The 22,929-nt window shown below is 57.5% G+C and carries 20 protein-coding genes and 1 tRNA gene; 13 read left to right on the top strand and 8 right to left on the bottom strand.

What is annotated here, in order from left to right; genetic code table 11:
- Positions 1 to 50 precede the first annotated feature (50 nt).
- Positions 51 to 1,226 carry a pyridoxal phosphate-dependent aminotransferase gene (locus tag ACR0A1_RS04565; protein ID WP_480561451.1) on the top strand — a complete coding sequence of 392 codons (1,176 nt, stop codon included), beginning with the start codon at positions 51 to 53 and terminating at the stop codon, positions 1,224 to 1,226.
- A 17-nt stretch (positions 1,227 to 1,243) separates the two neighbouring features.
- On the opposite strand, the gene ACR0A1_RS04560 is transcribed toward ACR0A1_RS04565, so the two are convergent.
- Positions 1,244 to 1,762, bottom strand: coding sequence for an outer membrane beta-barrel protein (locus ACR0A1_RS04560; RefSeq protein ID WP_170392989.1), 519 nt, complete (start codon positions 1,760 to 1,762; stop codon positions 1,244 to 1,246).
- Positions 1,763 to 2,175: 413 nt separating this feature from the next.
- Here ACR0A1_RS04560 and ACR0A1_RS04555 point away from each other — a divergent pair, with 413 nt between their 5' ends.
- Positions 2,176 to 3,720: a trimethylamine methyltransferase family protein gene (locus ACR0A1_RS04555; RefSeq protein ID WP_480866413.1), complete on the top strand. Its 1,545-nt coding sequence runs from the start codon at positions 2,176 to 2,178 to the stop codon at positions 3,718 to 3,720.
- A 54-nt stretch (positions 3,721 to 3,774) separates the two neighbouring features.
- Here ACR0A1_RS04555 and ACR0A1_RS04550 read toward each other — a convergent pair whose 3' ends face one another.
- On the bottom strand, positions 3,775 to 4,020 hold the full coding sequence (locus ACR0A1_RS04550; RefSeq protein ID WP_170405941.1) for an EF-hand domain-containing protein: 246 nt from the start codon (positions 4,018 to 4,020) through the stop codon (positions 3,775 to 3,777).
- Between the two features lie 543 nt (positions 4,021 to 4,563).
- The gene (locus tag ACR0A1_RS04545) at positions 4,564 to 8,181 is read right to left on the bottom strand and encodes a vitamin B12-dependent ribonucleotide reductase (protein ID WP_480866410.1); all 3,618 of its coding nucleotides are present in this window, start codon (positions 8,179 to 8,181) and stop codon (positions 4,564 to 4,566) included.
- Between the two features lie 544 nt (positions 8,182 to 8,725).
- On the opposite strand from ACR0A1_RS04545, the gene ACR0A1_RS04540 reads away from it, so the two are divergent.
- Positions 8,726 to 9,160 carry a hypothetical protein gene (locus ACR0A1_RS04540; protein ID WP_170392985.1) on the top strand — a complete coding sequence of 145 codons (435 nt, stop codon included), beginning with the start codon at positions 8,726 to 8,728 and terminating at the stop codon, positions 9,158 to 9,160.
- Positions 9,161 to 9,168: 8 nt separating this feature from the next.
- Here ACR0A1_RS04540 and ACR0A1_RS04535 read toward each other — a convergent pair.
- The 4 genes from ACR0A1_RS04535 to pdxH form a co-directional block, all read right to left on the bottom strand.
- A tRNA-Pro gene (locus tag ACR0A1_RS04535) sits at positions 9,169 to 9,245 on the bottom strand.
- A gap of 43 nt (positions 9,246 to 9,288) precedes the next feature.
- Positions 9,289 to 9,756, bottom strand: coding sequence for a DUF192 domain-containing protein (locus ACR0A1_RS04530; RefSeq protein WP_170392984.1), 468 nt, complete (start codon positions 9,754 to 9,756; stop codon positions 9,289 to 9,291).
- Between the two features lie 7 nt (positions 9,757 to 9,763).
- Positions 9,764 to 10,291 (bottom strand): cold-shock protein, encoded by a 528-nt coding sequence (locus tag ACR0A1_RS04525; protein ID WP_170392983.1) that lies wholly within the window; start codon positions 10,289 to 10,291, stop codon positions 9,764 to 9,766.
- A gap of 117 nt (positions 10,292 to 10,408) precedes the next feature.
- Entirely contained in the window at positions 10,409 to 11,014 is a 606-nt protein-coding gene (gene pdxH, locus ACR0A1_RS04520) for a pyridoxamine 5'-phosphate oxidase (RefSeq protein ID WP_170405948.1), read from the bottom strand.
- A gap of 134 nt (positions 11,015 to 11,148) precedes the next feature.
- On the opposite strand from pdxH, the gene fabI reads away from it, so the two are divergent.
- From fabI to trpE, 5 genes are all read left to right on the top strand, one after another.
- Positions 11,149 to 11,955: an enoyl-ACP reductase FabI gene (gene fabI / locus ACR0A1_RS04515; protein ID WP_170405951.1), complete on the top strand. Its 807-nt coding sequence runs from the start codon at positions 11,149 to 11,151 to the stop codon at positions 11,953 to 11,955.
- Positions 11,956 to 11,961: 6 nt separating this feature from the next.
- A complete protein-coding gene (gene gpt, locus ACR0A1_RS04510) occupies positions 11,962 to 12,471 on the top strand; it encodes a xanthine phosphoribosyltransferase (protein WP_170392980.1) in 510 nt (169 codons plus the stop codon).
- 39 nt (positions 12,472 to 12,510) lie between these two features.
- Complete coding sequence (locus ACR0A1_RS04505) at positions 12,511 to 13,686, top strand: aminotransferase (RefSeq protein WP_170562577.1); 1,176 nt, start codon at positions 12,511 to 12,513, stop codon at positions 13,684 to 13,686.
- A gap of 81 nt (positions 13,687 to 13,767) precedes the next feature.
- A complete protein-coding gene (locus ACR0A1_RS04500) occupies positions 13,768 to 15,609 on the top strand; it encodes a peptidyl-prolyl cis-trans isomerase (protein WP_480866407.1) in 1,842 nt (613 codons plus the stop codon).
- Between the two features lie 12 nt (positions 15,610 to 15,621).
- On the top strand, positions 15,622 to 17,133 hold the full coding sequence (gene trpE, locus ACR0A1_RS04495; RefSeq protein WP_480866405.1) for an anthranilate synthase component I: 1,512 nt from the start codon (positions 15,622 to 15,624) through the stop codon (positions 17,131 to 17,133).
- Positions 17,134 to 17,157: 24 nt separating this feature from the next.
- Here trpE and ACR0A1_RS04490 read toward each other — a convergent pair whose 3' ends face one another.
- The gene (locus ACR0A1_RS04490; RefSeq protein WP_480866403.1) at positions 17,158 to 18,639 is read right to left on the bottom strand and encodes a divergent polysaccharide deacetylase family protein; all 1,482 of its coding nucleotides are present in this window, start codon (positions 18,637 to 18,639) and stop codon (positions 17,158 to 17,160) included.
- A gap of 197 nt (positions 18,640 to 18,836) precedes the next feature.
- On the opposite strand from ACR0A1_RS04490, the gene ACR0A1_RS04485 reads away from it, so the two are divergent.
- From ACR0A1_RS04485 to ACR0A1_RS04465, 5 genes are read left to right on the top strand one after another with little or no spacing between them, the layout of a single operon-like run.
- On the top strand, positions 18,837 to 19,418 hold the full coding sequence (locus ACR0A1_RS04485) for an anthranilate synthase component II (RefSeq protein ID WP_170392975.1): 582 nt from the start codon (positions 18,837 to 18,839) through the stop codon (positions 19,416 to 19,418).
- Positions 19,415 to 20,434 (top strand): anthranilate phosphoribosyltransferase, encoded by a 1,020-nt coding sequence (gene trpD, locus ACR0A1_RS04480; RefSeq protein WP_480866401.1) that lies wholly within the window; start codon positions 19,415 to 19,417, stop codon positions 20,432 to 20,434. The genes ACR0A1_RS04485 and trpD overlap by 4 nt, the downstream gene beginning before the upstream one ends.
- Positions 20,431 to 21,243, top strand: coding sequence for an indole-3-glycerol phosphate synthase TrpC (gene trpC, locus ACR0A1_RS04475; RefSeq protein ID WP_480866399.1), 813 nt, complete (start codon positions 20,431 to 20,433; stop codon positions 21,241 to 21,243). Before trpD ends, trpC begins: the two co-directional genes overlap by 4 nt.
- Entirely contained in the window at positions 21,243 to 21,716 is a 474-nt protein-coding gene (moaC, locus tag ACR0A1_RS04470; protein ID WP_170405973.1) for a cyclic pyranopterin monophosphate synthase MoaC, read from the top strand. The genes trpC and moaC overlap by 1 nt, the downstream gene beginning before the upstream one ends.
- Positions 21,713 to 22,885, top strand: coding sequence for a molybdopterin molybdotransferase MoeA (locus ACR0A1_RS04465; protein ID WP_480866397.1), 1,173 nt, complete (start codon positions 21,713 to 21,715; stop codon positions 22,883 to 22,885). Before moaC ends, ACR0A1_RS04465 begins: the two co-directional genes overlap by 4 nt.
- Positions 22,886 to 22,929 lie beyond the last annotated feature (44 nt).

Below are 22,929 nucleotides of genomic sequence, written 5' to 3'. Positions count from 1 at the left end.
AATTGCTGTGCTTTGCCCCATTCGGCGTCATAGCCGGTCGGGAGAATCCCTTGAAACTATCGCATCGCATTACGCATCTGACCGAGGGTGGATCAGACGGCTGGGAGGTGTTCATCCGCGCGCGTCGGATGATTGCCGAAGGCCATGCCGTCACCGAGTTGACGATCGGCGAGCATGACATTCGGACCGATCAGTCGATATTGTCGGCCATGGAAAGTTCGGCCCGCAGCGGGCACACAGGATACGCGATGGTTCCGGGCACTGATCTGCTGCGTGATACTGTGGCCGCCCGTGTCCAAATGCGAACAGGTGTAGCGACCACACGCAACAACGTTATCATCACCCCTGGCGGTCAGGCCGCATTGTTTGCGGCACACACCGCGCTTTGCGATCCGGGCGATATCGCGCTCTACCTGGATCCGTATTATGCCACCTACCCCGGCACGATCCGTGGCGTTGGAGCGGTAGCCAAACGCATAGAAACACGCGCCGAAGATTTGTTCCAACCTCGCGCTTCCGATATCGATGGCGCGGCAGGCGGGGCGGTGTCGCTGCTGATAAACTCCCCAAACAATCCAACTGGTGTGGTCTATTCCGCCGAAACACTTTCTGCCATCGCCGAGGTTTGTCAGCGCCGCGATCTATGGCTGATTTCCGATGAAGTCTACGATACGCAGGTTTGGGAGGGTGAACACCTGTCACCTCGCGCCCTACCCGGCATGGCTGAGCGCACTCTGGTCGTGGGTTCAATGTCGAAATCTCATGCCATGACTGGCTCGCGTTGTGGGTGGATCGTTGCTCCGGAGGGCGTGATCGACCACCTGATCAACTTGGCAACACACACAACCTATGGTGTGCCCGGCTTTATACAGGATGCGGCCAACTATGCGCTGAGCGTGGGACAACCTCTCGAAGACAAGATCGCCGCGCCGTTTCGCCGCCGCCGCGCTCTGGCGATTGAAGTGCTGGCTGCGCAGCAGGTCGTCACCTTAATACCGGCGCAAGGCGCGATGTATCTGATGCTGGATATCCGGGCTACGGGTCTTAGCGGCGATGTGTTCGCAAATGCGCTGCTGGACACGCATGCCATCGCTGTGATGCCCGGTGAGAGCTTTGGTTCTGCCGCCGCAGGTCACATCCGCGTGGCCATGACAATCGATGACGAGAAATTCGTCACATCGCTACAGACCCTATGCGAATTTGCCGCTCAATTGGCAGATGGATGACAATCGACCACCGAGTTTCAGAAGCGGAATGTGGTGCGCAAGTTGAACACATTTGCGTCGAGGCTTCGACCAGACTCCGGTATATCATCGAAGTTCTGCCGCAGCGCTTCGCCACTGATTACAAACCGATCGCCAAGCGGATAGGCAACACCGATCCCGTAAACGGCTGCCGTATCACTGTCACCCGACGTACTGGCCCGCGCGGTTCCCAAGACAACATAGCCAAGGGCTGATCCAAAGTCGTAGCCGCCGCGCAACTTCAATCGCGACATACTATCAAGGCTTCCTTCGGATTGTCCCAGATCAAGATTCAGGCGGTTATATTCCAACTCACCGCCAAGCACGAAATTTCCAAAATCATAGTCGTATCCGATCAGCGGGCCAAAACTGCCCCCGCTTCCGCCTGCCCCTCCGGACCCATCAACATCTGCATAACCAAAGCTGAAACCAGCGTACGCGCCTGTCCAGTCTTCTGCCACAACCTGCCCTGCACCTGTTATCAGTGCTGTGGCGAGTGCGGCCAGTAATGACTTCATGCAGACCTCCAAACATCCGTTGCCGGTTTGGGCGCATCCCCGAGGCAGCGATCTGCTGATCAGCCAACCCCAGTATTTACTTAAACCTAAGATACAAATCCAAATAACTACGTGCAGATTAACAGATTCTTACCGCAATTGGAAAAAAACATTTAGTCACGAGGATTTGCGCCCAGTTCATTTTGACTGATGGCCCAATAAAATTAGTCCAAAGTCGCAAACAGAACAGATTGTCCAGAAGTGCATTGAAACAATGGGCGCATCAGACTGAGGAAGTTGATGCATAACGAAGTTTGGAAAATTCGACTGGTTAGCCGCACCATTGGTGCGGATCGCGGTCGTGCGGCACGAGGACGGCCAGCACTGGTCTAGGTACACTCACCCACAACGTACTTTTTTGACCGGACACACACATGAACGAACAAACCCGAAACTCATCCCGCAGCGGTGGCCGCGCCGCGCGTCGTGCCGCCCGTGCGTCAGCTCTTCCGGAACATCTTCGCCCGATTCGGCCTGGTATGGAGGGCGGAACCCTGAAGGTTCTGACCCAAGCACAGATCGAACGCATCCACGAGGCCGCTCTGACCGCACTGGAAACCATCGGCCTTGCTGATGCGCCACAAAGTGGGATCGACTATCTCGTGGCTGCGGGATGCACCTTGGGCGACGATGGCCGCATCCGCTTTCCGCGCGCATTGGTCGAGGACACAATCGCCAAGGCCAATCGCTCGATCACTCTGCACAGCCGGGACGGCAAATCGGATCTGGAGCTGTCGGGAACGCGTGTCCATTATGGCACCGCAGGCGCAGCGGTCAGCATGGTCGACGTGCATGGGCAGGAATATCGCGACTCGACCCTGCAGGACCTGCATGACGCGACTCGCATCTGTGAACAGCTTGAAAACATTCACTTTGTTCAACGCCCCATGGTGTGCCGAGATATCGCCGACAACCTTGAGATGGATCTGAACACGGTCTACGCCACCACCTCAGGCACGTTCAAACATATCGGTACGTCGTTCACGGAGCCCAGCCATGTGGCCCCCGCCATCGAGATGCTGCACATGATCGCGGGCGGAGAGGACAAGTGGCGCGAGCGGCCCTTCATGTCCAACTCCAACTGCTTCGTTGTTCCCCCGATGAAATTCGCCACCGAAAGCTGCGAGGTGATGGAAGAATGCATCAAGGCCGGAATGCCGGTTTTGCTGCTTTCTGCGGGCATGGCAGGAGCTACCGCACCCTCGACCGTTGCCGGAGCGATCACACAAGCCACCGCCGAATGTCTGGCGGGTTTGGTTTATGTAAACGCCGTAAAACCCGGTGCACCCGCGATTTTTGGCACTTGGCCTTTTGGTCTGGACCTGCGCACCGGTGCTATGTCCATCGGCTCGGGTGAACAAGCTCTGCTAACCGCGGGCTGCGCACAAATGCACCAGCTCTACGATCTGCCCGGTGGTGCCGCAGCTGGTGCATCGGACGCGAAATTGCCTGATATGCAGGCCGGTTGGGAACAGATGTGTTCGAACGTCATGGCTGGGCTGTCGGGCCTGAACATGGTTTATGAGGCCGCGGGTATGCATGCCTCATTGCTGGGGTTCTGCCACGAGAGCCTGATCCTGAGCGATGACCTGATCGGACAGGCACAGCGCTGTGTGCGCGGAATCGAGGTAACGGACGAGACGCTGGCACTGGATCAGATGGCCGAAGTCTGCATGGGTGGTCCTGGGCATTATCTTGGCACCGATGCGACGCTAGGCCGTATGCAGGCAGATTACGTCTATCCTACCTTTGGTGACCGATCATCTCCGAAGGAATGGGTTGAGCTTGGCAAACCAGATCTGATCGAAAAGGCAGTGAAGCGGAAGGAAGAAATCCTTGCCGTGCCTTCCCCGGCCAGATTCGACCCGCTTCTGGACGCGGAAATTCGTGGCGAATTCAACATTTACTTACCCGCGTAAGACACTGAAAAATAAGCGGCCCGGAGCTTCCGGGCCGCCAGTACTCCTGCTATATCAGCCGTTGGACGGCGGCAGCAGGCCCGCTTGTTCAGCAATGGTGATCTCATCCTGATCCAGTGCACCGTCGCCGTTTGCGTCCATCTGCGCAAAGCCTTCGGCATCAACGTCAGGCACGACGGCCTGAACTTCATCGATCGTCAGTACTCCGTCGCCGTTGGTATCGGCGGCGCTTTGGCCGACGGCCAATGTCGGCAGGCCAAGTGCGAAGGTTGAGATAAGGGCCAGAATTTGCGGTTTCATGTTATGCCTCCTGATTGCGTTTTCTTGAGTGTTTGCGTCCGGACAAGCGCCAAAAAAAGGCCATCCTGAAGGCGTGTCACCCGCTCAGATTGATATGGCCGCTTTCAAGCCAATCTCTGCGTGTTTGACTGAGTCGCATTTGCGGAGGCTTGCCGGGCGAAATGGCCAGGACAGGTTTCGGCAACTCTTGCCCGATCCAAACAGGATGATCCGGCAATGCCCTGCTCAAATCCACGACTCGGGGTTGAAAAAAGAGAGGGGGCCGAAGCCCCCTGTCAGTTTCGCCTTCCAGGCTCATTTCGTTGACCGCCCGGTGTTTTTTTGCCTGCGGCCTGGACTGCGCATGGGACGAGCGCACCCGTCCCGTGAGAGAGTGGGAGGGAGCAAATATTCCGCCCCACCCTGTTCCCGGCCGACACGGGCATGTCGGCCGAGTGAAACAAGGCATCGATGGTAAGTCTCAGCGCCTTGCTTCGTATTCGTCGGGGCCGGTTACTGTGGCAGCATCCGACCCCTGCACCCCGGGTTGCCGGGGCGCTAAACTCAGCTACACCCGCTTGTCGCGCCGCAGGTGTTGCATTTCATGCAGGTGCCGTTGCGCACCAGCGTGTAGTTTCCGCATTCGCCGCAGGGATCGCCCTCGTACCCTTGCATCTTGGCTTTGGTACGGGCGTCCATTCCGGTCGCAACCGCCGTCTCAGCGGGTGCTTCGAATGTCGCTGCAGTTTCGGCCATACCGGACACGTCGGCTTGACCACCATTGAAGACCATCAGATCCTGCGGTAGCCGCTTGCGCAGATACCCAGTCGAGCTGATTTGTTTCAGCACTTCCAGAGATTTGGTTGCCGCGCTTTCACTGATTTCCGATACGTTGGACAGACCATCCTCTTCGCCGCGACCCAGATCGTCGAAGGTTGCGCCTTCGGGTTTGACATGCGCCAGATCGGTGCGGTCCAGATAGGACACAGCCAGTTCGCGGAAGATGTAATCAAGGATCGACGTCGCGTTTTTGATCGAGTCGTTGCCCTGCACCATCCCGGCCGGTTCGAACTTGGTGAAGGTGAAAGCGTCGACGAACTCCTCCAGCGGCACGCCGTATTGCAGGCCAACCGACACAGCGATGGCAAAGTTGTTCATCATCGCCCGGAAGCCAGCGCCTTCCTTGTGCATGTCGATGAAAATCTCGCCCAGCTTGCCGTCTTCGAACTCACCGGTGCGCAGATAGACCTTGTGGCCGCCGACGATTGCCTTCTGGGTATAGCCCTTGCGGCGATGCGGCAGTTTCTCGCGGTGGCTGCGGATCATTTCCTTGACCACAACCTTCTCGATCACCTTCTCGGCCAGAACGACGGCTTTTTCTTGCGTCGAACCGCTTTCTAGTACTTCGGCTGCCTCATCGTCATCTTCGACCAGCGCCGCCGCCAGAGGCTGCGACAGTTTCGAGCCGTCGCGGTACAGCGCGTTCGCCTTCACACCCAGCGACCAGCTGAGTTCGTATGCCTTCTGGCAGTCCTCGATGGTCGCGTCATTGGGCATGTTGATCGTCTTTGAGATCGCGCCCGAGATAAAGCTTTGCGCTGCAGCCATCATGGTAATGTGGCTATCAACCCCAAGGAAACGCTTGCCTTTCTTGCCGCACGGGTTGGCGCAGTCGAAGATCGAATAGTGCTCTTCCTTCAGATGCGGCGCACCTTCCAGCGTCATGGTTCCGCAAACATGGTCGTTGGCCGCGTCGATATCCGCCTTGGTAAAGCCCAGATGGCGCAGCAAATCGAAAGTCGGGTCATTCAGCTTGGTCGCCGGGATGCCCAGAACACCGGTGCAGAAGTCCTCGCCCAGCGTCCACTGGTTGAAGACGAACCGGATGTCGAACGCGCTTTCCAGTGCGGCATCTACTTTTGCCAACTCGTTCGGGCCAAAACCATGACCGGTCAGCGAGGTGTGGTTGATCCCCGGCGCGTTGCCGATGGTGCCATGACCAACCGCATAACCCACGATCTCTTCAATCTGAGCCGAGGAATAGCCCAGCTTTTCCAGCGCCGAAGGCACCGAGCGGTTGATGATCTTGAAGTAACCACCGCCGGCCAGCTTCTTGAACTTGACCAGAGCAAAGTCCGGTTCGATCCCGGTCGTGTCGCAATCCATCACCAGACCGATGGTGCCGGTTGGTGCGATAACTGTGGCCTGCGCGTTGCGATAACCGTTCTTTTCGCCGAGGCTCAGCGCTTCATCCCAAGCGGACATGGCCAGATCGATCAAACGCTTATCCGGGCAATTGCCGTGATCCAGAGGCACCGGCTTAACAGCCAGTTTTTCATAACCATCGGTCACTCCTTGCGACGCACGACGGTGGTTGCGGATGACGCGCAGCATGTGGTCTGCGTTGCGCTCATATCCTTTGAACGGGCCAAGCTCGCCTGCAATCTCTGCCGAGGTCGCATAAGCCACACCGGTCATGATCGCGGTCAGCGCGCCACAGATCGAACGCCCCTCATCCGAGTCGTAGCTGTAACCCATGTTCATCAACAGGCCGCCGATGTTGGCGTATCCCAGACCCAAGGTGCGGAAGTCGTAAGAGAGTTTCGCAATTTCCTTAGACGGGAACTGCGCCATGGTCACCGAGATTTCCAGCGTCAGCGTCCAAAGCCGCGAGGCGTGCATATAGTCCGCCGCCTGGAACTCACCGTCCTTGAAAAAGGTCAGCAAGTTCATCGACGCCAGGTTACAGGCAGTGTCATCGAGGAACATGTATTCCGAACACGGGTTCGAACCGCGGATTTCACCGTCTTCGGGGCAAGTGTGCCATTCGTTGACAGTATCATGGAACTGGATGCCAGGATCGGCACAGGCCCATGCGGCGTGGCCGACCTTTTCCCACAAATCACGTGCTTTGACTGTTCGAGCAACCTTGCCGTCGGTGCGGTTGATCAGTTCCCAATCCGCGTCTTTTTCAACTGCGGTCAGGAACGCATTGGTCACCCGGATCGAGTTGTTCGAGTTTTGGCCCGAGACCGAGCTATAAGCCTCCGAATCCCAGTCCGTATCGTAGGTCGGGAATTCAATGCTATCGTGGCCCTGCTTGGCGTAGTCCAGAACGCGCTTGATGTAAGTTTCTGGGATCGCGACCTTTTTCGCTTCGCGAACCGCATTTTTCAGGGCGTCGTTTGCGTTTGGATTATAGGCATCATCGGCAGAGCCGTCCCAAGACCGGATGGCCTCGAAAATGCCGTTCAGCATCTTCTCGTGCATCTTCGATCCGGCAACGATCGAGGCCACCTTCTGCTCTTCGATCACTTTCCATTCGATGAATTGCTCGATGTCCGGGTGATCTGCATCGACGATTACCATCTTTGCTGCTCGACGGGTTGTACCGCCTGATTTGATCGCGCCAGCGGCGCGGTCGCCGATCTTGAGAAATCCCATGAGACCCGAAGACTTGCCGCCACCCGAAAGCGCTTCACCCTCTGCACGCAGATGGCTGAAGTTGGTTCCGGTGCCCGAGCCATACTTAAACAGGCGCGCCTCACGCACCCACAAGTCCATGATGCCGCCTTCGTTGACCAGATCATCGTCGACCGACTGGATGAAGCACGCATGCGGTTGCGGATGCTCATAAGCGGATTTCGATTTGGTTAGCTTGCCGGTTTTGTAGTCAACATAGTGGTGCCCCTGCGCCGGGCCATCGATCCCATATGCCCAGTGCAGACCGGTGTTGAACCACTGCGGCGAGTTCGGAGCTGCACGCTGGGTCGCCAGCATATAGCGCATCTCGTCAAAATAGGCGCTCGCGTCCTCTTCAGTCGAGAAATAACCGCCCTTCCAGCCCCAATAAGCCCACGCGCCGGCCAGACGATCAAAAACCTGTTTCGATGAGGTTTCGCCATCAAATTCAGCATCTTCCGCAGGAACCGATCGCCACAGGAATTCGGGAACATCCTTTTCCTTAACCTTCTTCAGCTTGGAAGGAACACCGGCCTTGCGGAAGTACTTCTGTGCGATGACATCGCTAGCCACCTGGCTCCATTTTGCAGGCACTTCGATCTCGTCCAGACGGAACACGATTGTGCCATCCGGATTGCGAATCTCGGATGTTGCGGACACAAAATCCAGATCGGCATATGCATCCTGTCCCGGTTTGGTGAATTTTCTTTCAATCTTCATGTCCGCTGCCCCAGCTTCGATCTGTCCAAATTTCAAGTCCCGGCACTAAATCTTGATGCTGCGGGGTGCCGCCCGCACTACCGACGAATTTGAGACGCAAGGGACCGGACGCTGCCTAGAACAGCGCAGAACCGCAAATACGGTCTACGTCATAGTGGTATGCTTTCCGTCCCTCGCCCGATGCCTTTTCCGGTCATTGCCTACCAGATTTAGTGGCTCGTCTTTCGGCCCATACAATCTGACGTATATTCCCATAGTTGGTCAACGGGCTTTTTCGGTCATTTTTGGAATCTTTTAGCTTGACCTGTTTTGCTGAACCGGCGGAATTTCGCCGCATCGCGATTCCTCCACAGACATGTCCCGGACGACCAGCCCATTCCGCCTTGATGTTTCAGAGTGATTTCTCGTGTTTTCCGCCACAGTTAGAGGTCATTGATCAACCGATCCCGCGTTAAGGACATGTTCAGAGAATCATCGTCACGACATCGCAGCGCGTGCCATACTTGAAATCACACGACATTTCTGGATGGGAAATCTACTCTACATGCGTTTGATTTCATTGTTAACTATTGTGGCGCTAATCGTGTCCTGCACATCACAGGAAGCACCACCTGCATCTCGCAGCGCGCAATTCGACGGTTATCCGCAGAACCTTTTCAATTCCTTCAGGACCGACTGCGCGGGGCCGGGCGACAAGTATATCAAGACCACCGCAAGCATCTTCGAATGCCGTGAGACCTTGCCGCCCGAGGCAACGGCGTATTTGATTCTCAGCTTCAACGGTTATCCGCAGAACTTGCCGCAGATCGTAACGCGGCTGAGCTCGACCAAGAATCAGGCCGGGTATCGCGTGGACGCAGAGTTGTACTTTCTGGTTCCGCAGAAAGATGGTTCAACTCTTAGAATACCTATTGAAAGCAAAGATTTGGACAGGGATTTTTCCAAGCTCTACACCGATTATGGCGGAACGCCAGTGTAGAGGAAAAATGGTCGGGGCGGCAGGATTCGAACCTACGACCCCCTGTACCCAAAACAGGTGCGCTACCAGACTGCGCCACGCCCCGGACCGTGCGCCTTCCTAAACGTGCCGATCTGATTTGAAAAGCCCTAACAGGGCCAAATTGCAGGACCTTGCGAAAAAACTTCGTGGCGCATCTGCGATCCAGGCCGAATGGCGTAACGCTCGGCTAGGCCAGCGTTGATTTCCAGGACCGCATAAACCGAATCGCCGCCTTCGATTGGGCTCAGATCCCCCGGAATTGCACCTTCGTGCACACGCGTCACCGTGCCCGCGCGATCAACAAAGATCATATCAAGCGGAATCAGGGTATTCTTCATCCAGAACGCAACAGGTTGCGGCGGATCAAAAACAAACAACATTCCAGATCTGTTGGGCATGCTTTCGCGAAACATCAATCCGCGCGATCGCTCTTTCGGTGTGATGGCCAGCTCAACGTCGAAGCGAACCTCTGCCAGATCATTTCGAAGCTCGACACGATCCGGACGGCATTCAGCCCGCGCGATCCCGCCAATCAAAAAACTCAGGAGCGCCAGTACGAAAGCCGTTCTCATCATTCAGAACCTAGTCGTTCAGGGCCGCTTCCCAGGCCAGAACCTGCGCGGCCATTCTTCCGCGCTTGCCATCAATGACCCGCATGGCCAGCGCTTCGCCCGGTTGCAGATCTGCCAACCCAGAACGACGTAGCACCTCGATATGCAGGAATACGTCTTCACTGCTGCCGAAAACATTGGCAAAGCCAAACCCTTTGCCCTTGTCGAACCATTTGACGCGCGCAGCCTCAAGCGGAGCGCTGCCGATCACGGTTGGATCAAGCTCGGCAAAATCGGCCAACATCATGGTTTCCGCGCGAACAGGCGGGTCAACACTGATCACTTCGACCGCTTGAACACCGCGATCAGTTTTGTGGGTCATGATCTCGATGCCGGCGCCATCCGCGACCGAGCTTTGCCCGAAGTTTCGCAGCACGTTGACGTGCAACAGAATGTCCGGGCCGCCTTCGTCAGACACAACAAATCCGTATCCCTTGGCGGGATCGAACCATTTTACGTGTCCACGGACGCGGTACATGCTGTTCAGATCTTCTGGCACTGTTTTCCCATTACGATAGGCAAGTCGTTAAGGGTTTCTTGTTTATGTTTTGGCTCGCAAATTCAAGCTGAAAAAAGCTATTGTCTGCAAACAGTTGCATTTCACGCAACGCGAACGTCATGGATTTAACCTCAGCACTTGCCAGTCGGAATCGACATTTTGTCGCTTCCACTGAAACCTGTCATGCAACCTGAAGGCACCATCGGCCCAGAACTCGACTTCGACAGGTGTTACACGGTATCCCCCCCAAAATTCAGGGCGAGGCGGGTTGGTACCCAACTTTGCGGTCACTTTAGCCACTTCGGCCATCAGGGATGCACGACTTTCCAGCGGTTGCGACTGGTGTGACGCCCAAGCACCCAAGCGGCTTTTGAGCGAGCGCGAGGCGTAGTATGCGTCCGCCTGCGGCCCATCTTCCTTGGTGATTGTACCACGAACACGGATTTGTCGCCGCAAAGATTTCCAATGCATCACAAAAGCCGCTTTGTGGGCGCTGTCCAACTCCTGAGCCTTGGCGCTGTGATAGTTCGTATAGAAAACAAACGCGTCCTTCTCGATTTCCTTCAGCAGAACCATACGGGCGTTCGGCAAACCTTCCGGGTCCACGGTTGCCAAAGCAATCGCATTAGGATCATTCGGTTCGGTCTTTTCTGCCTCGGCCAGCCACCGATCCGCGATTTCAAACGGATCAGCCCCGGCGAAGATGCCATTATGCTCGTTCATTTCCATCCCCAGGAAACAATTAACATGACCCTAAGGCGAGAACCCGCTGCGGGCAAGAGCGCATGGCCTTGAAGCAGGACAATCAATGGCATAAACCAACCGAACACAATGCGACGACAGGCGGAGAACCGAAGATGTCAAATCAGTTGATGGCCGGAAAACGCGGCCTCATCATGGGACTGGCCAATGACAAATCAATCGCATGGGGTATCGCCCGCGCCTTGTCCGACGCCGGGGCCGAGCTGGCCTTTTCCTATCAGGGGGACGCCCTGAAAAAACGCGTCGATCCATTGGCGGCGCAGTTGGGCAGTGAGATCGTTTTGCCCTGTGACGTCAGCGACGAAGAATCAATTAATGAACTCTTCAGCGCGCTCGAAAAGAAATGGGGTAAATTGGATTTCGTCGTCCACGCCATTGGCTTTTCTGACAAGAACGAATTGCGCGGGCGTTACGTCGACACGTCGCGCGCGAACTTTAACCTGACGATGGATGTTTCGGTCTACTCTTTCACCGCCGTTATGCAGCGCGCGGAAAAAATGATGAACGAAGGCGGCAGTGCGATCACCCTCACCTACTACGGCGCCGAACAGGTCATGCCACACTACAATGTAATGGGTGTTGCAAAAGCCGCCCTTGAGGCATCCGTAAAGTATCTGGCCGAGGATTTGGGCAAAGACGGCATTCGCGTGAATTCGATCTCGGCAGGCCCGATCAAAACGCTCGCGGCCAGCGGCATCGGCGATTTCCGTTACATCATGAAGTGGAACGAGTATAACTCGCCCCTGCGCCGGAATGTGACCATCGATGATGTTGGTAAATCGGCCCTGTATCTGCTGTCTGATCTCAGCAGCGGAGTGACAGGTGAGAATCTGCACGTGGATTCAGGCTATCACATCGTCGGAATGAAGGCCGTCGACGCGCCGGACGTTGAAAAAGGATAACAGACCATGAGCGCCAAGGACCGCCTGCCACACGAAAAAGGCTTCCACATCAGCTGGGATCAGATTCATCGCGACTCGCGCGCTCTTGCGTGGCGTCTGGATGGGCAAGGACCAGATGATGGCGCTTGGCGTGCGGTCGTGGCAATTACACGTGGCGGCATGGCCCCCGCGATGATCGTCAGCCGCGAACTGGATATCCGTACGGTCGATACTGTCAGCGTGAAATCCTATCATCATCAGGCGCAGGGCGAAGCAGAAATTCTCAAAGCGCCCAATGCTGATCTGATGGGTGATGGCACCGGTATTCTGATCATCGACGATCTGGTCGATAGCGGCAAAACGCTGGAACTGGTGCGCGAGATGTTCCCCAAAGCGCATTTCGCGACCGTATACGCCAAGCCCAAGGGCCGTCCGATGGTAGACACCTTCATTACCGAGGTCAGTCAGGACACATGGATTTTCTTCCCATGGGACATGGCGCTGCAATATGTCGAACCCTATCGGGGCACCGATTAATCAAGCGTTTCAACTAAGCGCTGAAATCACGGACTCACCATGACAATGACCCGCACTGCCGCCACCTTTGCCCCTCCGGTGATGGAGGCACGCCGTTGGCTGGACGGGGTCGAGTTCGCAGTTGACCGTCCGTTGATCAATGTCAGTCAGGCGGCTCCGGTCGATCCGCCCCCGTTAGCGCTGCGGCAAGCAATGGCCGAATTCGCGGTCGAGCAGGACAGCGCACATCTTTACGGCCCGGTTCTGGGCAACGATGACCTGCGGTCCGAACTCGCGGCTCAGATCAGCGCACATTATGCGGCTGAGGTATCGGCGAATCAGATCGCAATCACCTCGGGTTGCAATCAGGCCTTTTCAGCCGTGATTTCGGCAATTACCGATCAGGGGGATGAGGTGATCCTTCCGACCCCTTGGTATTTCAATCACAAGATGTGGCTGGATATGGCTGGGGTAAAAACCGTTGATTTGCCCACAGACGATGATTTGCTTCCCGATCCGGAACGGGCCCGCGCCCTTATCACCGAAAAGACACGGGCGATTTCGTTGGTGACGCCGAACAATCCCGGTGGTGTCGAATACCCTGCGGACTTGGTGCGCCGCTTCTATGATCTTGCGCGGGAAACGGGGCTTCGTCTGTTGGTTGACGAAACCTATCGCGATTTCGACAGCCGATCGGGCGCGCCTCATGACCTGTTCCAGCAATCGGGTTGGGACGATACGTTTGTCCATCTCTACTCGTTCTCAAAAGCCTACCGCCTGACCGGTCACCGTGTCGGCGCGATTTCAACCAGCCCCGCCCTGTTGGCGGAGATCGAGAAATTTCTGGACACGGTCGCAATCTGCCCCGGCCAGATCGGCCAGTTTGCCGCGCTTTGGGGCATGCGGAACTTGACCCAATGGGTTGCGGGTGAACGAGATGAAATTCTCGACCGAAGAGCCGCCATTGCAGAAGGAATGCCACGCCTTGAAGACAAAGGCTGGCGTCTTTTGGGACTTGGCGCTTACTTTGCATACCTCGAACATCCCTTTGGCATCGCTTCCGACGAATTGGCCCGACGGCTGGTACCCGAGGCAGGTATACTGCTTTTGCCGGGTACCATGTTCATGCCAGAGGGCGATTCCGCGGGAAAGCGGCAGGTTCGCGTAGCATTTGCCAACCTCGACCGCGCCGGTATCGCGCAATTGTTCGACCGATTGCAGGGCTTGTCCTTCTAAGCTTGCCCCCCGGCTGCACGCATCGTATTCAGGGCCGCAACCGACTGGGCAGACATTTGCCGACAAAACCAAGAGGGCACCATGGCCGCAGGCATGAAAAACCTATCCAAAACCTTTGTCTGGATTCTCATGGGTCTTTTGATGCTGGGCCTTGCGGGCTTTGGCGCCACCAGCCTGACCGGAACCGTGCGAACGGTTGCGCAGGTCGGTGATGAAAGCATTTCGGTCGACGCGTATTTTCGTGAGCTTCAGCGCGAGATCCGGGCCGTCGAAGCACAAACCGGACAGGCAATGCAGATTTCGCAGGCACATGATCTTGGCCTCGATCAACTTGCCCTTTCGCGCCTGATCGCGCTGGCCGCAATCGATAACGAGGTCGGACAGCTTGGCATTTCGATCGGTGACGAGAACCTGCAGGACGAGATTGTACAGATACCGGCGTTCCAAGGTGTAAACGGTACATTCGACCGCGAAGCCTATCGCTTTCAGCTGGAACAGGTCGGAATGACCGATTCCGAATTCGAATCGGATCTGCGCAAAGAATCTTCACGCACCATCGTTCAGGGTGCGGTCATGAGCGGTGTTGAAATGCCCCGTACGCTGACCGAGGCTTTGTCGAACTATGTGCTGGCCCGCCGCAGCTTTACCGTGGCGACGCTGTCTGCCGACCTTCTCGAAACGCCCGTGGCCCAACCCACAGACGCGCAGATTCAGACATATTACGATGAGAATACCGATCAGTTCACCCTGCCCCGCACCAAGCAACTGACCTACGCCATTCTGTCGCCCGACATGCTGCTCGATACGATCGAAGTGGACGAAGATTCTCTGCGCCGTCTATACGACCAACGCGCTGACGAATTTTTCCAACCCGAGCGCCGCTTGGTCGAGCGTCTGCCCTATCCCAGCGAAGAATCCGCAACCGAGGCGCTGGCACAACTTGAAGTTGGCGGGGCCGATTTCGAACAGTTGGTCCGCGAACGTCAGCTTGAGCTGAGCGATGTTGATCTGGGCGATGTCACCCGTGAAGATCTGGGCGATGCAGCCGACGCCGTGTTTGCCGCCGAGATCGACGATGTGGTCGGCCCGCTTCCCACTGTGTTCGGCCCCGCCCTGTTCCGGATCAACGGATCGCTGGCCGAGAACAATGTCAGCTTTGAAGACGCCGAGCCCGAGCTTCGCGCAGAACTCGCCGCCGACCGTGCGCGCCGTCAGATTGAAGCACAGGCCGAAGACATCAACGACCTGCTCGCAGGCGGCGCAACGCTTGAAGAACTGGTCGGTGAGACCGAAATGGAACTGGGTCAGATCGACTGGACCCAGCAAAGCGACGATGGCGTTGCCGCGTATGACGGCTTCCGCTCAGTCGCTGAGGCTGTGCAAGAGGGTGATTTCCCAGAGGTCGCGTTCCTTGAAGATGGTTCGATCTTTGCGCTGCGCCTGAATGAAGTGCTGGAACCGCGCCCCGAACCTCTGGAAAGCGCCCGTGACCGCGTCGCCGAGGCATGGCTGCAGGTCGAGACTGCGAAATCGCTGCAAAATCAGGCCAACTCGGTTCTGACCCAACTGGCAACCGATGGCGACTTCACTGCAACGGGCCTGCCCTTCCGCGTCGAAAATGCGCTGACGCGTACCGCATTCCTTGAGGATGTTCCCGTGGACTTCATGACTCAGGTGTTTGAAATGGACCCGGGTGAGCTGCGCGTCATTCCCGGAAACGGAAATGCCCTGATCGTGCGTCTAGATGAAGAGCTGCCGCCTGCGGAAACCGATGAGCAACGCCAGATGCAGGATGCTCTGGCTGCGCAGTTGAACCAGGCGCTGGCGCAGAACATCTTTGACATCTATGTGCGCAACGCCCAGACACGCGCACGCCCTGTGCTGGATCAGCAAGCGCTGAACGCGGTACGGGCCAGTTACTAAAAGAGACCAAGCATGGCCCTGACTCCGGATTTCGACAGTTTCGCGCGCGCCTATGTCGCGGGTGAAAACCAGGTCGTCTATACCCGCCTCGCTGCTGATCTTGATACGCCGGTTTCACTGATGCTGAAGCTGACAGGCGCGCAGAAAGACGCCTTCATGCTCGAGTCGGTGACTGGGGGTGAAGTGCGCGGGCGCTATTCGATCATCGGAATGAAGCCCGATCTGGTCTGGCGCTGCCAGGGCGAGACATCGGCCCTGAACCGATCGGCCCGGTTTGATGCCGAGGCGTTCGAGCCGCAGGATGGCAACCCGATGGACAACCTGCGCGCGTTGCTGGCCGAAAGCCGCATCGCGCTGCCGGATGACCTGCCGCAGGCCGCCGCCGGGCTGTTTGGCTATCTGGGCTATGACATGGTGCGGCTTGTGGAATACCTGCCGGACGTGAATCCCGACCCGCTGGGCCTTCCCGATGCAATCATGCTGCGCCCGTCGGTCATCGCCGTGCTGGACGGCGTCAAAGGCGAGGTTACCGTGGTGTCGCCCGCATGGGTCAGCGAGGGGCAAACCGCCAAGGCCGCCTATGCGCAGGCTGCCGAGCGTGTGATGGATGCCGTGCGCGATCTGGAGCGCGCCATGCCCGCCGAAACCCGCGATCTGGGCGACGCGGTCGAGGTTGGGCCTCCGGTGTCGAACTTTATCAAGTCGGGCTATATGGAGGCCGTAGAAAAGGCCAAGGAATATATCCGCGCGGGTGATATCTTTCAGGTCGTCCCGGCCCAACGCTGGACGCAGGATTTCCCGCAACCGCCGTTTGCGCTCTATCGTTCGCTGCGGCGCACGAACCCGTCCCCGTTCATGTTCTATTTCAACTTCGGCGGCTTTCAGGTTGTCGGCGCGAGCCCCGAAATACTGGTGCGTGTTTTCGGCAATGAAGTCACCATTCGCCCAATCGCAGGCACTCGCCCGCGCGGTGCAACGCCCGAAGAAGACAAGGCCAACGAAGTCGATCTGCTGGCAGACAAGAAAGAACTGGCCGAGCACCTCATGCTGCTGGATCTGGGCCGCAATGATACCGGTCGCGTTTCCAAGATCGGCACTGTGCGCCCGACCGAAGAGTTCATCATCGAACGCTACAGCCACGTGATGCACATCGTGTCGAACGTGGTCGGGGAACTGGCCGAAGACAAAGACGCACTGGATGCCTTCTTTGCCGGAATGCCTGCTGGCACGGTCTCGGGCGCGCCCAAAGTGCGCGCGATGGAGATCATCGATGAATTGGAGCCTGAAAAGCGCGGCATCTACGGCGGCGGTGTTGGGTATTTCAGCGCGGGTGGCGACATGGATATGTGCATCGCCCTGCGCACGGCCATCGTGAAGGACCACAAGCTGTATATCCAAGCTGGCGGCGGCGTTGTCTATGACAGCGATCCCGAGTCGGAATATATGGAGACCGTCCATAAATCGAACGCCATTCGCCGCGCGGCTGCGGATGCGGCGCGGTTTACAGGCAGCGGAAACAGCTAGCGGGGTGGCGGATGGTCGCTGCCATCACCCGTCCGTCAGCGATCCGGCAACGCCCTGCTGGACTTCTTTCATCATCACGGCAGAAATTGGGGCCATCGCCACGCGGCTGCCGCGATCCTCAAGCCCCCACAGCAACAGGGCCGAGATCGTCTCGGGACGCAGACGACCCAGCATCACCACGGCACCTTCCTGTCCGGCGCGGAAGGCTGCCTGATCCAGAAAACGCCGCATGATCTTGGGGTCCTGTTTGGCACCATCGAAATCGCGGAACACTACGCTGGATGGAATGCCGTTGCGCGCTGCAAGCTTTTGCGCAGTGTTTAGACCATTGTCCTGCGTCACCAGCCCGCGCCCGGTATCTCCGGCAATCGCCGCAACCTGATCAGCCAGCTTTCGGTTGCCCTGAATGCCGCTTCCGACACCTTCCAGAATGCCAACGGTTTGAGGCAATTGATCCAACCACACCGACAACGACACCTCAGCGTCCTGAGCACTGGCGGCTTCGTGCATGTCAACCAAGGCCAATACTTCAAATCCAGCCTCGCGATGACGGGCCATTTTTTCCGCTGCATTCGGGTCAGACGGGCTGACGGCAAAACTTAGCGGGTATGGGAAATCCTGCAACGCCTCGGCCCCAAAAGCCCCTTCATCATCGATCAGAATGATCGACATCAATGGCTTGGATTCTGGGTTTTCGAAGGTGGCAGCATGTGCTTCGATGGGCTTGGCCACCACTTCTGGAGTAATCACGGCTTGTTCGACGGGCGGGTCATCCCTCTCGGTTAGGGGCACGACACGCTTGCCGATCAACGAACCGGAACCTGTAACCCCCTCTCCGCCAATTTGCGGCAGGGTCAATACGCGCGGCTGACGTACAGGGCGGGTATCTTCTTCACCCTCAACCGCGATTGGATTTTCATCAGGCACGGGTTCCGCTTCCTGAGCCTCTGGAGCTGCATCCGGCACATCCGCGATCTCAGGCTGCAAGGCAGCGACCTGAGGGGCCTCGTTGGGCGTTTCTTCCGCAACCTGCGGTTCCGGGGCTTCCTCGGGCGCAGGCGCTGCTGGAGCATCCGCGAGCGCTGCCGGTTCGGCTTCCTGTTGTGGCGAGGTTGGTTCGGCAAGTGGATTTGGCGGTGCCGCGGGCGCTTCGGTTTGAACGGTCACGTCAGAAGATGAGATCGCTGCAGGTGCCTCGGCTACGGTCGGTGCTCCACCCGCCTCAGGACGGGCACCGGGCTCAAGCTCGATACCTGCCAAGCCATCCAGCGAATCTGATGATAGATCGGGGGTTTCAGGGCCGGATGGTGGCAACTCAACCAGATCAGCATCGGCATTGCTTTCTTCAACTTTCGCAGCCTCCAGGGGCTGCGGAGTATCAGCCACTTCGGGCGCTGTTGCCGTCACATCTGGTTTACGTGACAAAGGAGTAGTCAGCGAAAGAACCGCGCCCAGTGCCAATACCGAGACCGCCCCGGCGATCACTCCACCGTAAAATCCGCTCATCGAAATCTCGCCTCTCGCGTTGTTTCGTGCCTCATCTGCCCAGACGCCATCTTCCGCGACGCTCACCTGTACGGTGTCAAGTTGGGTATGTCCTCTTGACGCTGCCGCACAAGCCTGAGCATGTATGTCCCGACATTATACCGCGCTCAGGGACTGCATCGCCAGCCCGAAATGCCCATAGGAAGATAAGTGCCCAAATGCTGCTGCTGATCGACAACTATGACTCGTTTACCTACAACCTCGTTCATTATCTGGGTGAGCTCGGGGCCGAGATGGTCGTGCGCCGGAATGACGCGCTGGATGTGCAGGAAGCAATGGCGATGAACCCGGCTGGTATTCTGCTCAGCCCCGGCCCTTGTGATCCCGATCAGGCGGGCATCTGTCTGGCCTTGACCGAAGCCGCGGCCGAGACGCAAACACCGCTGATGGGGGTCTGTCTGGGGCATCAAACCATCGGTCAGGCATTTGGCGGCAAGGTTGTGCGCTGTCATGAGATCGTGCACGGGAAAATGGGCACGATGAAACACACCGGCAAAGGTGTATTCGCTGGCCTGCCCTCGCCCTTCGAGGCCACCCGGTATCATTCGCTTGTCGTAGAACGCGAAAGCCTGCCCGATTGCCTTGAGATCACGGCCGAGCTTGAGGATGGCACGATTATGGGTCTGCAGCACAAAGAACTGCCGATCCACGGCGTCCAGTTTCACCCGGAATCCATCGCGTCCGAGCATGGTCACGCCCTGCTCAAGAACTTCCTGAACGAAATGAAAGTCCCCGCATGAGCGACGCTCTGAAACCGCTGATCGGTGCTGCGGCCGATCGACCTTTGACCCGTGCCGAGGCGGAACAGGCCTTTGGCATCCTCTTTGATGGGGCCGCCACGCCCAGCCAGATCGGCGGGTTGCTGATGGCAATGCGCACGCGCGGCGAGACGGTCGAGGAATACGCCGCCGCCGCTGCCGTAATGCGCGCGAAATGCAATGCAGTGAAAGCTCCCGCTGGCGCGATGGACATCGTTGGCACGGGGGGCGACGGCAAAGGAACACTCAATATCTCGACAGCCACGGCTTTTGTGACGGCTGGCGCCGGTGTCACCGTTGCAAAACACGGTAATCGGAACCTGAGCTCGAAATCTGGCGCAGCAGATGCTCTTGGGCAGCTAGGTATCAACGTAATGGTCGGCCCGGAAGTCGTTGAGAAAGCGCTGAAAGAGGTCGGTATCGGCTTTATGATGGCCCCAATGCACCACCCGGCGATCGCTCATGTCATGCCTTCGCGGCAAGAACTGGGGACGCGCACGATTTTCAACATTCTGGGCCCCCTGACCAACCCCGCCGGAGTGAAGCGCCAACTGACCGGTGCGTTCAGCCGCGACCTGATCCGCCCGATGGCCGAAACTCTGGGTCTGCTTGGGGCTGAACATGCCTGGCTAGTCCACGGCTCAGACGGTACGGATGAGCTTACGATCACCGGGGTCAGCTGGGTCGCATCGGTTGAGGACGGCGTTGTCAAAGAGGTCGAGCTTCACCCCGAAGATGCAGGCCTTCCGGTGCATCCGTTCGAAGATATCATCGGCGGCACGCCCGAAGAGAACGCGGTCGCCTTCCGCGCCCTGCTGGATGGGGCACCTTCAGCCTACCGCGACGCGGTGTTGCTGAACTCGGCAGCGGCGCTGGTCGTTGCAGATGCGGCAAGCGATCTGCGCGAGGGCGTTGCGATGGCCACAGAAAGCATTGATAGCGGCAAGGCCCGTAAAAAGATCACCGCGCTGGCGCGCATTACACAGGAAGCCGCATGACCGAGACCGTTCTGGACAAAATCAAAGCGTACAAGCTGGAAGAGATCGCTGCGGATAAGGCGCATAAGCCTCTGGAAACACTAGAATCTGAGGCACGGAACGCACCCGAGGTACGCGGTTTTGCCGAAGCCCTGCATTCGGCTATGCGCAAGGGGTACGGATTGATCGCCGAGGTCAAAAAGGCCAGCCCGTCCAAAGGTCTGATCCGCGCTGATTTCGATCCGCCCGCGCTTGCCAAAGCTTATGAAGAGGGCGGCGCGGCTTGCCTGTCGGTTCTGACGGACACGCCTAGCTTTCAGGGCGACAAATCCTTTCTGACCGAAGCGCGCGCGGCCTGTTCGTTGCCAGCATTGCGGAAGGACTTCATGTACGACCCCTATCAGGTGGTCGAAGCGCGTGCATTGGGTGCGGATTGCATCCTGATCATCATGGCATCGGTCAGCGATGCACAGGCCGCCGAGCTTGAGCAAATCGCGTTTGACTGGGGCATGGATGTTCTGATCGAAGTCCATGACGCAGACGAGCTTGAGCGGGCATCGCAGCTGAAAAGCCCGCTGATCGGGATAAACAACCGCAATCTCAAGACCTTCGAGACGAATCTTGATACAACTCGTCATCTGTCAAAGCTGGTTCCAGCGGATCGCACGATCGTCTGCGAGAGCGGCCTGAGCACTCCGGCGGACCTCGCAGATATCGCCCGCTACGGTGCGCGCTGTTTCCTTATTGGTGAAAGCCTGATGCGTCAGGATGATGTAGCTTCGGCAACTCGAGCACTGCTCGCCAACCCGCTCATTCCCGGAGTGATGTGATGCCGCTGACCCATTTTGATGCCAAAGGTGAGGCCCATATGGTGGACGTGTCCGACAAGGCTGTCACCGACCGGGTTGCGGTTGCATCTGGATACATCAAGATGGCGAAGGAAACCTTTGATATCATTTCAGAAGGACGCGCTAAGAAAGGCGATGTTCTTGGTGTTGCCAGACTTGCGGGCATAATGGGCGCCAAGAAAACGCCTGACCTGATACCTCTGTGTCATCCGCTGCCCGTGACCAAAGTCGCCATTGAACTGAGCTTAGACCCGGACCTTCCCGGCGTTCAGATTGAAGCGACTGTAAAGACTTCCGGCCAGACCGGCGTAGAGATGGAAGCGCTGACAGCAGTCTCGACAGCCGCACTGACGGTTTATGATATGGCGAAGGCCGTGGACAAATCGATGGAGATCGGCGGCATTCGTGTTCTACTGAAAGACGGCGGAAAATCAGGGCGTTACGAGGCATCATGATCTCGGTTGAAGAAGCGCGGGCTCTGCTGTTCGATCTGGTCTCACCGCTGCCCGCAGAAACGGTTGCCCTTGCCGAGGCTGCCGGTCGTATCCTGGCAGAAAACGTTGCAGCAACGCGTGATCAGCCGCCCTTTGCTGCGTCATCGATGGATGGGTACGCCGTCAAGGCGGCCGAAGTCGAACTGCATGCAATGTTCAAAGTGGTTGGCGAAGCAGCGGCCGGACGTCGCTTTGCTGGAAGCGTCGGACCCGGCCAAGCTGTGCGGATATTCACTGGTGCGCCTGTGCCGGATGGTGCAGATTTCGTCGTCATACAGGAAGATGTCGACCGACGCGGTGATCTGATCACCATAACCGACGCCCCCGGTAAAAAGGCCAATATCCGCCCTGCGGGGATCGATTTCAGCATCGGTACGCAGATCACGGCCCCGCGCCAGCTCAGACCCGAAGATGTCGCATTAATGGCAGCGATGAACATCGCTTCGGTCCCTGTGACCCGCAAACCCGTGGTTGCACTAATCTCAACCGGTGACGAACTGGTGATGCCCGGAGAAACACCCGGCCCCGATCAGATCATCGCCTCAAATACCCTTGGTCTTAAGGCGTTACTGGAAGATGCTGGCGCACAAGTTCGTGTACTTCCTATCGCACAAGATACCTTAGCGTCATTAGAAACAGCTTTTGGCTTGGCACAGGGCGCTGACCTCGTGGTGACCATCGGAGGGGCGTCGGTTGGCGAGTACGACCTGGTTGCGGATGTCTCGGAAGGTCTTGGGCTGAAGCAATCGTTCTACAAGATACGCATGCGACCGGGTAAACCACTGATGGCCGGGCGGCTTGGGCATGCTGCGATGGTCGGTCTACCCGGAAACCCGGTCAGTGCCATGGTGTGCGGCTATCTGTTTCTTATCCCGATGGTGCGCCGCATGTCGGGGATCGAAAGGGTCCTGAACCCGTTCAAGCGCGCCCGCCTTTCTGCCCCGCTCGGAAAAAATGGCCCGCGTGAGCATTATATGCGGGCGGTGTTGGACAGCGGCGGCATCCGCGCCTGTGATGATCAGGACAGCTCGCTGCTAAGTGTTTTGGCGCAAGCCAATGCACTATTGGTACGCCAACCCCACGATCCCGCGCGCGAGGCCGGGGATGAGGTCCTTTACCTGTCGATCTAGCAAATCCGTTGACACAAAACGTGAACATGCGTAGAACAAAAGAA

Source organism: Ruegeria sp. D6, assembly GCF_056534365.1.
This window is presented reverse-complemented; position numbering and strand designations above follow the sequence as displayed.